Source organism: Stenotrophomonas sp. YJH_SMC_16, from assembly GCF_059367875.1.
On sequence record NZ_JCAFRH010000004.1, the window covers coordinates 338,880 to 352,718 of the forward strand.

11 protein-coding genes are annotated in these 13,839 nt (G+C 68.2%); 3 read left to right on the top strand and 8 right to left on the bottom strand.

The window, feature by feature from the left end; all coding sequences use genetic code 11:
• Positions 1-33 precede the first annotated feature (33 nt).
• The 3 genes from AC5P6E_RS11370 to AC5P6E_RS11380 all read right to left on the bottom strand — a co-directional run bounded on the left by AC5P6E_RS11370 (position 34) and on the right by AC5P6E_RS11380 (position 3,031).
• Positions 34-1,683, bottom strand: a complete 1,650-nt coding sequence (locus AC5P6E_RS11370) for a Na+/H+ antiporter (RefSeq protein WP_010484128.1) — start codon at positions 1,681-1,683, stop codon at positions 34-36.
• 117 nt (positions 1,684-1,800) lie between these two features.
• Positions 1,801-2,589: a DODA-type extradiol aromatic ring-opening family dioxygenase gene (locus tag AC5P6E_RS11375; RefSeq protein ID WP_227200279.1), complete on the bottom strand. Its 789-nt coding sequence runs from the start codon at positions 2,587-2,589 to the stop codon at positions 1,801-1,803.
• A gap of 31 nt (positions 2,590-2,620) precedes the next feature.
• On the bottom strand, positions 2,621-3,031 hold the full coding sequence (locus AC5P6E_RS11380) for a DoxX family protein (RefSeq protein WP_019336405.1): 411 nt from the start codon (positions 3,029-3,031) through the stop codon (positions 2,621-2,623).
• A gap of 96 nt (positions 3,032-3,127) precedes the next feature.
• On the opposite strand from AC5P6E_RS11380, the gene AC5P6E_RS11385 reads away from it, so the two are divergent.
• Entirely contained in the window at positions 3,128-4,009 is an 882-nt protein-coding gene (locus tag AC5P6E_RS11385) for a LysR family transcriptional regulator (protein ID WP_019336404.1), read from the top strand.
• A 47-nt stretch (positions 4,010-4,056) separates the two neighbouring features.
• On the opposite strand, the gene AC5P6E_RS11390 is transcribed toward AC5P6E_RS11385, so the two are convergent.
• On the bottom strand, positions 4,057-7,119 hold the full coding sequence (locus tag AC5P6E_RS11390; protein WP_043451339.1) for a bifunctional diguanylate cyclase/phosphodiesterase: 3,063 nt from the start codon (positions 7,117-7,119) through the stop codon (positions 4,057-4,059).
• A 176-nt stretch (positions 7,120-7,295) separates the two neighbouring features.
• Between AC5P6E_RS11390 and AC5P6E_RS11395 the strand changes: the two genes are divergently transcribed.
• On the top strand, positions 7,296-9,407 hold the full coding sequence (locus AC5P6E_RS11395; protein WP_019336402.1) for a M13-type metalloendopeptidase: 2,112 nt from the start codon (positions 7,296-7,298) through the stop codon (positions 9,405-9,407).
• Positions 9,408-9,515: 108 nt separating this feature from the next.
• Here the strand turns inward: AC5P6E_RS11395 and AC5P6E_RS11400 are convergent, their stop codons facing one another.
• Complete coding sequence (locus AC5P6E_RS11400) at positions 9,516-10,445, bottom strand: oxygenase MpaB family protein (protein WP_019336401.1); 930 nt, start codon at positions 10,443-10,445, stop codon at positions 9,516-9,518.
• 309 nt (positions 10,446-10,754) lie between these two features.
• Between AC5P6E_RS11400 and AC5P6E_RS11405 the strand changes: the two genes are divergently transcribed.
• Entirely contained in the window at positions 10,755-11,369 is a 615-nt protein-coding gene (locus AC5P6E_RS11405; protein ID WP_010484135.1) for a hypothetical protein, read from the top strand.
• A 39-nt stretch (positions 11,370-11,408) separates the two neighbouring features.
• On the opposite strand, the gene AC5P6E_RS11410 is transcribed toward AC5P6E_RS11405, so the two are convergent.
• The 3 genes from AC5P6E_RS11410 to AC5P6E_RS11420 are packed head-to-tail and all read right to left on the bottom strand — an operon-like array spanning position 11,409 to position 13,791.
• On the bottom strand, positions 11,409-11,753 hold the full coding sequence (locus AC5P6E_RS11410) for a hypothetical protein (protein ID WP_019336400.1): 345 nt from the start codon (positions 11,751-11,753) through the stop codon (positions 11,409-11,411).
• 18 nt (positions 11,754-11,771) lie between these two features.
• Positions 11,772-12,542: a LytR/AlgR family response regulator transcription factor gene (locus tag AC5P6E_RS11415; protein WP_010484137.1), complete on the bottom strand. Its 771-nt coding sequence runs from the start codon at positions 12,540-12,542 to the stop codon at positions 11,772-11,774.
• Positions 12,532-13,791, bottom strand: coding sequence for a sensor histidine kinase (locus tag AC5P6E_RS11420; RefSeq protein WP_010484138.1), 1,260 nt, complete (start codon positions 13,789-13,791; stop codon positions 12,532-12,534). The genes AC5P6E_RS11415 and AC5P6E_RS11420 overlap by 11 nt, the downstream gene beginning before the upstream one ends.
• Positions 13,792-13,839 lie beyond the last annotated feature (48 nt).

Sequence of the window (13,839 nt, forward strand, 5' to 3'; positions counted from 1 at the left end):
CGCGTCAGCGTCAGCAACGCCCGGTCCCAGGCGTCACTCGCGCTTGCGCGATTCCAGCAGGTCCAGGTTGCGGATCAGGCGCCGCGAGATCTCATCGGAGATCACCCCGCGCCGGGTCAGCCGGAACAGCTCCTCGCGTTCGGCATTGAGGCCGGCGCTGCGCAGCTGGCGGTAGCCCATTTCCATGCGCCGCACCTTCTCCGGGTCCACGTCGGGCCCCTCGCTGTCGCGCTCCAGGTGGCGCTGGTACAGCAGGCTCACCCGCGACGCGGCGTCGTTGTACAGCTGCACGTTCTCGGTGTTCTGGTTCATCACCAGCTGCTGGCGCATGCGCTCGACCCCGGCCAGCGCCGCCTTCGACGACAGCCGGCGCGCCAGGTCCTCTTCCTTGCGTTCACCCGAATCGGCCGGCAGCTGCAGGCCCTTCAGCAGCTGCGGCAGCGCGATGCTGGCGCCGAGCAGCGAGAACAGGATCACCGAGGCGGCCAGGAAGATCACCAGGTCACGTGCCGGGAACGCACTGCCATCAGGCAGGAACAGCGGCAGGGTCAACACGCCGGCCAGGGTGATCGCACCGCGCACACCGGCCACCGAGGTCGCCACCACGATGCGCCAGTTCGGTGCCTCGCCCCGCTCCAGGCCGCGACGGCGCGCGCGCAGCAGGTTCCAGCGCAGCGACAGCCACACCCACAACAGGCGCAGCACGACCAGCGCCAGATTGATCACCACCACATACACCAGCAGCCACCACGCACTCTGGTGGCCGGTCTCGTTCATGGTGGTGGTGGCGCGTTCGACGATGCCTGGCAGCTGCTCGCCCAGCAGCACGAACATGATGCCGTTGAAGCTGAACTGCAGCATGTTCCAGACCCCGGCACGCTGCACGCGCATGCTGCCGGAGACGCGGCCGGTCAGCTCGACATAGCTCATCGCGATACCTGCGGCGACCGCGGCGAGGATGCCGGAGGCGTGGATCTCTTCGGCCAGCAGGTAGGCCGCGAACGGAATGAGCAGGTTGACCAGCATCGCCGCGCCCGGCTCTTCGCCGAAGCGGCGCCACAGCCAGCGCTGGAAGGTCGACACACCAAGGGTGACCGCCACGCCCACCGCAAGGCCGGCCACGGCCACCCACACGAAGGTCAGCGAGGCCGTGGCCAGCGAGAACGTGCCGGTCATCACCGCAGCCACCGCGAACCGGAAGCAGACCAGGCCCGATGCATCGTTGAGCAGCGACTCGCCTTCCAGGATGTGCATCAGGCGCTTGGGAATCGGCGCCTTGGAGGCGATCGCACCCACTGCCACAGGATCGGTCGGCGACACGATCGCCGCCAGCGCGAAGCACACCGCCAGCGGCATCACCGGAATCAGCCAGTGGATCAGGAAGCCTGCGCCGATGACGGTGAACACCACCAGGCCGAACGCCAGCTCGAGGATCGCGCCCTTGTCGCGGAACAGGCCCTGCTTGGGAATGCGCCAGCCATCCAGGAACAGCAGCGGCGGCAGGAACAGCAGGAAGAACACTTCCGGCTCCAGCGCGTGGCCGCGGTTGAACACCCCGGCGATCACCGCGCCCAGGCCGATCTGCACCAGCGGCAGCGGCAACGAGAACGGGAGGACGCGAACCAGGTAGCCGCTGGCGACAACGGCCACCAGCATCGCCAGGACGACTTCAATGGTATGCATGCTTCTTCCAGGAAGCGGCGCGCGGGGAGGCTCGAAGGCCAGCGCCGGAAACCCGGAAAAAACTACCACATGCGGCCACGACCGCGATGGCCGGGGCCGCCGCGCGTCAGCCCCGGCTCATGCCCCGTCGAAGCGGTACAGATCCATGGCGAGGAAGCCGGCATCGATGCCGGCGTCGATGCGGCGTGCACCGAAGCCGCCCTCGCCGGCCGCGCCCATCGCGAAGAACAGCGGCAGCAGGTGCTCGTCGGTCGGGTGCGCGCGTTCGGCGAACGGCGCCTGCCGGCGGTAATCGAGCAGGGCCTGGCGGTCATCGGCGGCCAGGCGCTGCTCCACCCACTCGATGAAGGGCCGCACGTAAGGCGCTTCCTTGCCGTCCTGGTAGTCGCCCCAGTCGTGCAGATTGTGGGTGATGCTGCCGGAGCCGACCAGCAGCACGCCCTGTTCGCGCAGCGGCGCCAGCGCGCGGCCCAGCGCGAACTGATGCTCGGGGCCGAGCAGCGGCTGGATCGACAGCGGCACCACGGGAATGTCGGCCTGCGGGCGCAGCAACCGCAGCGGCACCCACGCGCCATGGTCGAGGCCGCGCTGCGGGTCGAGCGCCACCGGCAGGCCGGCGGCGGCGATGCGGCCGGCCACTTCTTCGGCCAGCGCCGGATCGCCCGGCGCCGGGTACTGCAGTTCGAACAGCGCGCGCGGGAAGCCGCCGAAGTCATGGATCGTCGGCGGCTGCGAATGCGCGCCGACCAGCGGCTGCCGGCCCAGCCAGTGCGCCGAGGCCATCACGATGGCACGCGGCGTCGGCAGGTCGCGCGCCAGCTCGGCCAGGCGCACACCGACCTGGCCCGGATGCAGGGCAGTCATCGGCGAACCATGGGAGATGTACAGCGAAGGCAGGCGGGACATGGAATGCTCCAGTTGCAGGATCAGGCGGCGATCAGCGCGAACGCAGTGTCCACTTGCCATCGCCGACCAGGAACAGCACCACCAGCGCCAGTGCCCAGAACGCCGGGTATTCCCAGCCGCCGCCGGCATTGGCGAAACCGAAACCGTTGGCGCCGTGCACGGTGACGATGGTGCCCAGCAGCAGCGGCACGCCGACCAGGCCCACCCAGCGCGCGTAGATGCCCAGCAGCAGCGCGACGGTGATCACCAGCTCGACACCGATGGTGAGGTAGCCCAGTACGCCCGGCAGCCCCAGCGACTCGAAGAATGCCGCCGTGCCAGCCGGGGTGAACACCAGCAACTTGATCAGCGCATGGACCAGGAACAGCACGCCCAAGGCCAGGCGCAGCAGGGTGGCGCCATACGGCGCCAGCGGCGAAACAGGAGGGGTCGTGGCGTGCATCGGAAAGCACCTTGAAGGGAATGGGCACAGGTTATTGCGCCTTCACGGGCCGATAAATACGATCGTTTGACCGTATTTATTTCAGAAGGCGCAACAATGGACACCCTCGAGGCGATGCGCGTGTTCGTGGCGGTGGTCGAGCGCAACGGCTTCAGTGCCGCCGCCCAGGCCCTGGACATGTCCACCGCCGGCGTCACCCGCCAGGTCGCGGCACTGGAAAAGCGCCTGTCGACCCGCCTGCTCCACCGCACCACGCGCCGGGTCAGCCCGACCAGTGCCGGCGCCGCCTACTACGCCCAGTGCGTGCGCCTGCTGGCCGAGTTCGACGCACTGGAGGCCAGCATCGGTGCGCAGGCGCTGGAGCCCTCGGGCACGCTGCGCATCAACGCACCGGTCAGCTGGGGCATCGCCCGTCTCGGCCCGCTGCTGGCCAGCTACCGCGAACGCTTCCCGCAGGTGGAACTGGACCTGGCCCTGTCCGACCGCCTCGTGGACATGGTCGAGGAAGGCTACGACGTGGCCATCCGCATCACCCGCGAGCCGGGCCCTACCCTGATCGCCCGCCGCCTGGGCGAATCGCGGGTGAGCCTGTGCGCCGCGCCGGCCTACCTGGCCGCACGCGGCACCCCGCAGACCCCGCAGGACCTGCAGGCACACGCGTGCCTGGGCTACAGCTACTGGGCCGCCGGCAACAACTGGCCGCTGCAGGGGCCCGGTGGTGAGGTGAAGGTGGCGGTGAACAGCCTGCTGCACGCCAACAACGGCGACGTGCTGCGCGAAGCCGCGATTGCTGGCATGGGCGTGATCCTGCAGCCGGATTTCCTGCTGGAAGACGCGCTGGCCGATGGTCGCCTGGTGCGCATCCTGCCGGAGTGGGAGGCCTCGCCGATCGGCATCTTCGCGGTCTACACCAGCCGCAGCCACCTGGCACCGAAGGTGCGCAGTTTCATCGATCATCTGGTGGAAAGCGGGGTGTAGACGAGTCTGGTGTTTGCCGGCCAGCGACCGGCAAATCCGAGATCCGCTCAGGCAGCGACTTCGTCCAGCGCATCGATGATCCGTTCCAGCGGTGCCGGCCGCCCCAGCAGGTAACCCTGCACCTGGTCGCAGCCGTGCGCGGCCAGCCAGTCCAGCTGCCCCGGCGTTTCCACGCCCTCGGCGATGATGGTCAGGCCCATGCTGTGGCCCAGCGACAACAGCGCGCGGCAGATCGAGGCATTGCGCGGATTGGTTTCCACGTCGGCGACGAAGCTGCGGTCGATCTTCAGGATGTCCAGCGGCAGGTGCTGCAGGTAGGACATGCTGGAATAGCCGGTGCCGAAATCATCCAGCGACACGCTGATGCCCTGCTCGTGCAGGCGCTGCATGGTCTGCATCGCCTGCGCCGGCTTGCGCATCAGGCTGCTCTCGGTCAGCTCCACGTGCAGGGCACCGCGGGCCAGGCCGAAGTCCTGCTGCGCACGGGTGAACTCGGCCACCAGGTCGCTGTTGAAGAACTGCACCGCCGATACATTGACCGCGATCGGCAGCTCGCCCCAACCGGCCTCGACCAGCCGGCGCTGCGCTTTCGCCGCCGCGCGGATCACCCAGCGGCCCAGCGCCAGGATCAGCCCGGTCTCCTCGCACAGCTGGATGAACTCGTTGGGCGGGATGAAGCTGCCGTCGGCCTGCGGCCAGCGCAGCAGCGCCTCCAAGGCGGCCGGGGTGCCATCGCTGGCATGCCGGATCGGCTGGAAATAGAGCTGGAATTCGTTGTCGATGGCGGCATGGATGCGCCCGGCCAGGCGCAGCCGGTCGGCCAGCCGTGTGGTCACCGCCGCATCGAACCAGACCACCACGTTGCCCTCGGCGCGTGCCGCGTGCGCGGCCTGCGCGGCCATGCCGATCACCTGCTCGGCACTGTGGCCGTCACCGGCAGTGTGCACGGCCACACCGATGCGCGGTTCGAACTGGTGCAGCGAATCCTTGCCACGCATCGGCGCCGACACGATCTGCAGCAGGTCGTCCAGCACGCGCGGGGTATCGTGCTCGGCCCCGATCGCGAACACGAAGTCTTCCGCCGGCTGGAATGCCAGCGTGCCGCAACGCGCGCCCAGTCCACCGAGCCGGGTCGCCATCGACTGCAGCACCGCATCGCCGATCTCACGGCCCAGCGTATCGGCCACCAGCTGCAGGCCACGCAACTGCACGAAGGCGATGGTGTAACTCTGTTCCTGCTCATCCAGCTGTTCGGTCAGGGCGCGCACGTTCAGCAGGCCAGTGGCCGGGTTGTGCCGTGCCCGATAGGCCAGGTCACGCTCGTAGGCCAGCCGTTCGCTGACATCCTCGGCCAGCACGAGGCACGCCGGCTGTCCGTCGAAATCGAGTTTGGACAGGTGTGCGCGCACCTCGAACACGCTGCCATCCTTGCGCCGGTGCAGGCGCACGGTCGCGTCCGGAGGATCGCCCACCTGTGCGCGCTGGATGGCACCACGCACTTCGTCCCAGCCTTCGCGCGGGCGGATGTCGAGGATGCTCATCGCCAGGAACTCGTCGCGGCTGTAGCCGTACTGGCGCACCGCAGCGTCGTTGACCTCGATGAAGCGCAGCGTATCCGGGTCGAACACCCAGAACGGTGCAGGATTGCGGTCGAACAGCAGCCGGAAGCGCCGTTCCACTTCGCTCACCTGCTCGCGCGCCTGGTAACGCTCGCTCAGGTCGGTCAGCGCGCCGATCATGCGCCGCTCGCTGTCGGCCACTTCCACCCGCTGCCCACGCGCGCCCACCCAGCGCACCTCGCCCCCGGGCAATACCAGGCGGAACACCTGGTCGAGCACGGCGCCGCCGGCGAATGCCTGGTCAAAGGCATGCTGCAGGCGCGCGGCATCGTCGCGGTGCACGCGTGCGAAGAAATCGGCCACCGGCAGCGCATCGGTCTGCACGCCAAAGATCTCGCGCGCCAGCGGCGACCAGCGCAGCAATGCGGCGTCCTCATCCACGTACCAGGTACAGACACGACCGACCTGGTGCGCAAGACGCAGCTCGGCGTGGCCTGTTTTCAGCTCCTCGGCCATCGCCTGCTGGCTGCGGGTGCTGCGCCGCACGGCGTACAGCAGCACCAGCAACACCGCGATGTAAGCCAGTACGATCGCCACCGACGCCTGCAGGTACGGCCACCACGGCGCCAGTACGTCTTCGTCGGCCAGGCCGACCTGCACCGCCAGCGGGCTGTGTTCCAGCGTGCTGATGGTCATGATGCGCGGTACGCCGTCGACCACACCCGGCACGCTGCCCAGCTCGACCACCGCCTGCGTGCCGAGCAGGTCACGGCGCGGCAGGCCGTAGCGGCGACCCACCGTGCCGTGCGGATCAGGCACGCGGGCCAGCATGTAACCCTCGGCATCGCTGATCGAGACCAGTCCGTTGGGGCCGACATCGAGGCCGCCGACGATGCGCTGCAGTTCGCCACAGCGCAGCCGTGCCAGCAGCCAGCGTTCGCCGGCCATCGGCAGCGCCAGCGGCACCACCCAGCCGCCGTCGCTGGCCCGCTGCGGCGGGCCGATGTACAGGGCGCTGCCCTGGCCACGACGCTGCGGGTCGGTCCACAGCGGCAGCTGCAGGTCGCCCTCGCCGGCCGTCAACGGTCGGCCATGGCGGTCGAGCACGGCGATGCTGTGCAGTTCGGCATGCCGGCCCAGCACCCCGCCGATGGAGGCATCCATCAAGGCCGGCGCCTGCGCGGGCACGCTGCGGAACAGCTCGGCGGCGTCGGCGGCGATGCCGGACATGGCCCGCTCCAGGTTGCGCAGTTCCAGCGCCAGCAGGCGCTCGCTGCCCACCGCCAGCGCCCGGCTCTGCCGCTGTGCCGCTTCCAGGCGGCGGTGGTAGTCATTGACCAGCATGAGGGTCAGGCCGGTTACCAGCAGCACGCCCAGCAGCACTCCGCCCCAGGTAATGGCGCGCAGCGGGCGGGCCAACGCGCGTTTCAGCGCGGGCATCGGCGGGTGTTCCTTGTGCAGTCGGCTGGCTTCATGCGCGAACGAATCCTCCACGTCCCCGACCTCAACGGCCGGCGGACGCCATTCTTGACGCCTGACCCCACCCCGCATGGCCACCTCCCCGTGCCCGCGCAGGGTTCCCGGGCCCAGCATGCACCACCCCGGTGACGGCGTGAAGATCGCTTCCGCGCGTTCAGCCAGATCCCGCACAGGGCAGGTGCCACAACGGGAGGGCCAGCCGGGGCGGAGCGGATTAGACTTGGGGTTTTCCGCTGCAAGAGAAGTCCATGTCCAAGCTGCGCCGTCCCACCCTGGCACTGGCCATTGTTGCCAGCCTGACCCTGGCCGCCTGCGACCGCCCGGCCGATCCGGCCGCTGGCAACGCCAAGCCCGCCGAAGCTGCACCCGCTGCGGCCAAGCCGATGCTGGGCAGCTTCGGCTTCGATGCCAGCGGCATGGACCGCAGCATTGCCCCCGGTGATGACTTCTTCGGCTTCGCCAACGGCACCTGGGTGAAGAACACCGAGATCCCGGCCGACCGCTCGCGCTTCGGCAGCTTCAACGTCATCGCCGAGAAGACCCTGGCCGACACCCGCGCCATTCTTGAGGGCGCCGCCGGCAACACCCAGGCCAGCGGTGACGACAAGCTGATCGGCGACTACTACGCTGCTTACATGGACGAGGCCGGCATCGAGCAGCACGGCATTGCGCCGGTACAGCCGCAGCTGAAGGCGATCGACGCGATCGCCGACAAGGCCGGCCTGGCCCGTGCCCTGGGCGGCGACCTGCGCGCCGACGTCGACCTGCTCAATGCCACCAACTTCTACACCGACCGCCTGTTCGGCCTGTGGGTGTCGGTGGACCTGCTGCAGCCGGACCGCACCGCGCCGTACCTGGTGCAGGGCGGCCTGGGCATGCCCGACCGCGACTTCTACCTGGGCGGTGGCCGCATGGCCGAGCTGCGCAAGCAGTACCAGGCCTACATCGCACAGATGCTGCAGCTGGCCGGCGTCGCCGATCCGGCGGGCAAGGCACAGCGCATTCTCGCGCTGGAAACGAAGATCGCGCAGGCGCACGCCACCCAGGAAGAAACCAATGACGTGACCAAGGGTGCCAATCCGTGGACCCAGGCCGACTTCAATGCGAAGGCGCCGGGCATGGACTGGAGCGCCTTCCTCGACGCGGCCGCACTGGGCAAGCAGCAGGACTTCATCGTCTGGCAGCCCAAGGCCGTGGCCGGCCTGTCCAAGCTGGTCGCCACCGAGCCGCTGGATGCCTGGAAGGACTACCTGGCCTTCCACGCGCTGGACCGCGCCGCTGCCTACCTGCCGAAGAAGTTCGCCGATGCCCGCTTCGCCTTCCACGGCACCGCGCTGAGCGGCACGCCGCAGCAGAGCGACCGCTGGAAGCGTGCGGTGGACGACGCCAACCATGCCGTCGGCGAAGCGATCGGCAAGCGTTACGTCGAGAAGCACTTCGACGCCAGGACCAAGGAACGCGCGGACGAGATGGCGAAGAACATCATCGCCGCCTTCGCCAAGCGCATCGATGCGCTCGCGTGGATGTCGCCGCAGACCAAGGCCAGCGCCAAGGCCAAGGTGGCCGGCCTGACCGTGGGCATGGGCTACCCGGAAAAGTGGCGTGATTACACTGGCCTGGAGATCCGCCGTGATGACGCGCTGGGCAATGCGCAGCGCGCCGAACTGTTCGAGTACCAGCGCAACATCGCCAAGCTGGGCAAGGCAGTCGACCACAGCGAGTGGGCGATGCTGCCGCAGACCATCAACGCGATGAACGTGCCGCTGGAGAACCGCCTGGTGTTCCCGGCCGCGATCCTGCAGCCGCCGTTCTTCGACGGTGCCGCCGACGACGCGGTGAACTACGGTGCGATCGGCGCAGTGATCGGCCACGAGATCAGCCACGGCTTCGACAACGCCGGCGCGCTGTTCGACGAAAACGGCAAGCTGCACAACTGGTGGACCGCCGAGGACCTGAAGCAGTTCAACGCCGCCGGTGATGCGCTGGCCGCGCAGTTCAGCAGCTACGAGCCGTTCCCGGGCGTGCATGTGAACGGCAAGCTGACCCTGGGCGAAAACATCGCCGACGTGGCTGGCCTGGGTACCGCCTACGACGCCTACCAGCTGTCGCTGCAGGGCAAGCCGGGCCAGACCCTGGAGGGCTTCACCCCGGACCAGCGCTTCTTCCTCGGCTTCGCCCAGGCGTGGCGCAGCAAGAGCCGCGAGCAGGCGCTGCGCAACTCGCTGCTGACCGATGTGCATGCACCGGGCCAGTTCCGCGCACTGACCGTGCGCAACATCGACGCCTGGTACCCGGCGTTTGAAGTGAAGGAAGGCCAGAAGCTGTACCTGGCCCCGGACAAGCGGGTCAAGGTGTGGTGATGTGACCGGAACGGGCGCCACAAGGCGCCCGTTTCACTTGCGGGTAGCTGCCAACCTTGGTTGGCGCTTCCGCGGCACCGCGAAAAGCGTGCCAACCAAGGTTGGCACCTACCAGGCAACCGCGGGCCACTCGCGCAGGATCTCCACCGGCGCGCCCATGCGTGCACAGGCGCGGCTGGCGAGGCCGTCGGGCAGCGCACGGCGGAACAGCGGCGCCATACCCTGCATCAGCTTCGCAGACGCCGCAGCCTGGGCGCGCTGACGGCCACTGCGTTCCAGCATGCCCTCGGCCCAGTCCGGCAGCAGCGCCGCGCCCGCACCGAGGAACACCTCGCGCGACAGCCCCGGCACCGGTACCGGCAGGCGCACGCCGGACAGCACCTCCAGCACCTCGCGCGAGCGCTCATCCACACGCAGCTCCGGCTGACGTGCACAGAAGTACGCCGCCACTTCCGCTTCGCTGCGCGGCACATCCACCGCGCCCAGTGCCTCGGCCACGCAACGGTACTCGTCGTAATAGCGATCGGCGATGTGCGCCGGCACCTCGCGCCCGTAGCGTCGGAACCCCTGCAGGAAACCGAAGGCTTCGGTCACGTGCACCCAGGTCAGCAACTGCGGATCGTCGGCGGCGTAGGGCTCGCCCTGCGCGGTCTGGCCGCGGATCTGCGCATGGATGCGGCGCACCCTGGCCACCAGCGCCTCCACCTCGCCGCTGGGCGCATAGCTGGTGCCGGCAACGAAGGCCGTGGTGCGGCGCAGCCGACCCACCAGGTCCTGGCGGAAATTGGAGTGGTCATAGACCCCGGCCAGCGCGCGTGGGTGCAGGGTCTGCAGCATCAGCGCGCACAGGCCACCGGCGAGCATCGAGGGAAATTCGGCGTGCAGCCGCCAGGTGACGCTGTCCGGGCCGAACCAGCCCGGATCGCCCTGCGGATGGTCGTAGTCGATACCACTCTGGCCGCGCGGGAAGGCGTCCAGTACCCAGCGTCGGATCGGCGCCGTGACGGGGCGGGAGAGTCGCTGCAGCAAAGCCGGCATCACAGGTCCAGGAGAGGCGGAAGAACAGTCGCGTCTTGCGCGGTTGGCTCCGATTCTCGGCGATCACGCCTCCGGCGGCGAGCCTCCCCGCTCAGCGACGGTTTCATGTGCGGTCGCAGCACGTTTCACCCTGCGACATCCTGTCGCAGGCCGTGACTGCGATGATGCATCGCATCAATTTTCACTCCCACCGGTCAAACCCTTGCGCCGCTTGGCATTGCCCCCATTGCACGGCTCGCTGGAAGTGCTAGAACTGGATCCGCCACACCGTCCAATGCTGATCGACGCACGTTCCACAAGGAGCCAGCCATGATTGCCTTGTTCAAGGGTTTGGGAATTCTGCTTCGCGACAACGAGCTCTACAGCAGCCCGTTCGACAAACAGGTGGCGCACTGGCGCAACCTCAGCGAGCAGCAGATCCGCGATGAAGTGGCTGTGCTGGCCCAGGCCAAGTGCCAGTGGCTGATCGCCTCGATCGTCGGCTGGCAGGCGGCCTCGCTGCTGATCCTGGGCCTGATCGCCAACTACCTGTGGCGCGACGACTTCCATATCACCTTCACCCGCGTGGTGATCGTGTTCGGCTCGTGGGTGTCGATCCTGTTCGTGATCTGGTTCATGGCCAACATGTTCGATCAGCAGGCCGGCTTCGAGCGCTGGATGAAGGCGTTCAACAGCCGCGCCCGCATCAGCTCCAAAGCCGACAGCGTCGAGCACGTGGCCGAGGCGCTTGACCTGGCCGAGCACTATCCGGAAGTGCTGGACTACAAGCAGGCGGTCACCGCCAAGCGCGAGCTGCGCCACGAGGACATCCGCATCATGACCGAGATCGGGCGCATGAAGCAGCACTCCGAACTGGTCGGCCGCCTGAACCATGTGGGCGAGAACGAGCACCACCACGACCTGACACTGCAGCCTGCCTACTGACCCTTCAGGGAAGCGGGGGGACCCACACTGCCACCGTGATCACTCACGGTGGCAGTGTTCTATCCGGTCCTGGCTGACGCACTGGTGGAAGCCGCTGGGCAGGTCACGCATCGCCTCGGTCTTCCCCACCGCCACGGCAAACCGGCGCAATGGTGGCGTCGCACACGCGGCGTCGGTACTGCACGCTGGGTCCAGCACCAGGTAGTGGCATTGGCCACTACTGCTGGCGATGCACTGGAACCGTGCCTCGCCGTCGACCACGCTGCCCTTGCTGTAAAGCGTGTCCACGCCGTTGGCATGGGTGCGGGTGATCGAGGTGTTGCGGGATTTTTCGCAGCCGGCCAACGACAACGCAGCGATGCAGGCAAACAGGAACAGGCGCATGGTGCCTCCAGGATGCGGCTACATGCCGCGGAACAGGCTCATGAAAGGTTGGCTGACCACCAGCGTCTCCGTGCGCCCACGCAGGCGCAGCACGCCGCGCCCGGTATCGTCGCGGCTGACCGCCGCCACCGCCTTCATGTTGACGATGGTCGAGCGATGGATCTGGCGGAAATGCTGCGGGTCGAGCACTTCCAGCAGTTCGCGCAGCGGCGTGCGCAACAGGCTCTCGCCGGCAGCGGTCACCACGGTGGTGTACTTGTTGTCGGCACGGAAGTAGGCCACGTCTTCCAGCATGATCAGCTGCGTCTCGCGGCCGTTGCTGGCGGTGATCCAGGCCAATGGCGGGCGCTCTGCCGCACCCTGCGATGGCCCCAGGCGCCGCAGCAGGCGCTCGAGTACGGCATCGTCCTGGCGCGTTGATGGCAGCCGCGACAGAATGCGTTCGCGGGTGGCCAGCAGGCGCTCGTCGCTGACCGGCTTCAGCAGGTAATCCATCGCGCCCTGCTCGAACGCGTCGATGGCGTACTGGTCGTAGGCGGTGACGAACACCACCTGGGTGCGCGGGCTCAGCTCGGACAGCGAACGGGCTACTTCAATGCCACTGATGCCGGGCATGCGAATATCGAGGAAGGCGATGTCCGGCTGCTTCTCGGCCAGCTGCTCCAGTGCACTGGCGCCATCCTCGCACTCGGCCACCAGCTTCAGGTCCGGCCACAACCGGCCCAGCTGCTCGACCAGCGACTGCCGCAGCAGTTCCTCGTCTTCGGCAATGAGCGCCTCAAGCGGCATGGCTGCGCTCCTTGCTCGACTGCGGCAGGGTCATGGTTGCGGCCACGCCGCTGGGGAAGTTGGCGACGATCGCCACGCCGGCCTGCTCACCGCAGGTCAGGCGCAGGCGCTCGCGCAGGTTCTTCAGGCCGATGCCGGTACCGCTGGTGCCCTGGCCGAAGCCGAGGCCATCATCGGCCACCGTCACCGTCACATGGTCATCGAAGCCACGCGCCAGGATCCAGATCGTGCCACCGCCGGGCTTGGGTTCCAGGCCATGCTTGATCGCGTTCTCCACCAGCGTCTGCAGCGCCATCGCCGGCAGCTGCACGCCGTGCAGCTCGTTCGGCACCTGCACCTCCACCCCCAGCCGTGCGCCCATGCGGATACGCAGGATCTCCAGGTAGGCACGGGTGCGCTCCAGCTCCACGCCCAGCGTGGACAGCGATTCGTCCACCTGTGGCAACGAGCTGCGCAGGTACTGGATCAGGTGGCCCAGCATCTGGTCGGCACGTGCCGGGTCGGTGCGGGTCAGCACCTGCGCGTTGGCCAGCGTGTTGTAGAGGAAGTGCGGTTCCACCTGCGCATGCAGCAGATTCAACCGGGCCACCGACAGTTCCTTTTCCACCTGGGTCTGCTCGGCTGCGGCCTGCTCGTCGCGACGTTGGTCGGCAACACGGCGGCTGATCGCGCGGGTGACCGCTTCGGCGTTCTCGAAGTTGCTGCCCTCATCCAGCGCCAGCAGGTCGGCCCACCAGCCGGCATCCGGTTCAAACAGCAGAGTGACGGTACTGGTGCCCTGCCCCGGCGTGACCGTCGCCAGCACGCTGTTGCGCTTGATCGCCAGCCGAGCCGGCAGATTCCAGCGCGACGGCTGGCGGCCGTTCCAGGCATCCACGCGGCGCACGTAGGCCCGTACCTGCAGGCTGCCGGCCGAACTTTCCACGTCTTCAACGCGCGGCAGTTCGGCGATGGCCGCTTCCACCACCGAGAATGCCTGGCCGGCGTCCATCGGCAGTTCCACCTGGCGGCGCTGGCGGCCCGAGAGCGTGGTCGAATCCAGCCGGCCGGCGACCAGCCAGACGCGGCGTACATGGGTAATCGCGCTGCCCAGCGCGGAAATCATCAGGAACATCGCCAGCAGGCCGAAGATCCAGCCCGGGCCATCGTTCATGCCGCTGAAGATGCCGCTCCAGACCATGCCGGCGACAAACAGCGCCGCAGCCCAGGCCAGCAGGTGACGAAGCAGGAGAGAGAGGCTGGCAAACACGGCGGCGCCTTGGAGGAAGGGGGTGAGCCGAGCATAGGGCGGCCCGCC

Coding starts and splice junctions, on each gene's coding strand:
- AC5P6E_RS11385 (WP_019336404.1), top strand. CDS start 3,128: ATGGACACCCTCGAGGCGATGCGCGTGTTCGTGGCGGTGGTCGAGCGC.
- AC5P6E_RS11395 (WP_019336402.1), top strand. CDS start 7,296: ATGTCCAAGCTGCGCCGTCCCACCCTGGCACTGGCCATTGTTGCCAGC.
- AC5P6E_RS11410 (WP_019336400.1), bottom strand. CDS start 11,753: ATGCGCCTGTTCCTGTTTGCCTGCATCGCTGCGTTGTCGTTGGCCGGC.
- AC5P6E_RS11400 (WP_019336401.1), bottom strand. CDS start 10,445: ATGCCGGCTTTGCTGCAGCGACTCTCCCGCCCCGTCACGGCGCCGATC.
- AC5P6E_RS11370 (WP_010484128.1), bottom strand. CDS start 1,683: ATGCATACCATTGAAGTCGTCCTGGCGATGCTGGTGGCCGTTGTCGCC.
- AC5P6E_RS11390 (WP_043451339.1), bottom strand. CDS start 7,119: ATGCGGGGTGGGGTCAGGCGTCAAGAATGGCGTCCGCCGGCCGTTGAG.
- AC5P6E_RS11415 (WP_010484137.1), bottom strand. CDS start 12,542: ATGCCGCTTGAGGCGCTCATTGCCGAAGACGAGGAACTGCTGCGGCAG.
- AC5P6E_RS11380 (WP_019336405.1), bottom strand. CDS start 3,031: ATGCACGCCACGACCCCTCCTGTTTCGCCGCTGGCGCCGTATGGCGCC.
- AC5P6E_RS11375 (WP_227200279.1), bottom strand. CDS start 2,589: ATGTCCCGCCTGCCTTCGCTGTACATCTCCCATGGTTCGCCGATGACT.
- AC5P6E_RS11405 (WP_010484135.1), top strand. CDS start 10,755: ATGATTGCCTTGTTCAAGGGTTTGGGAATTCTGCTTCGCGACAACGAG.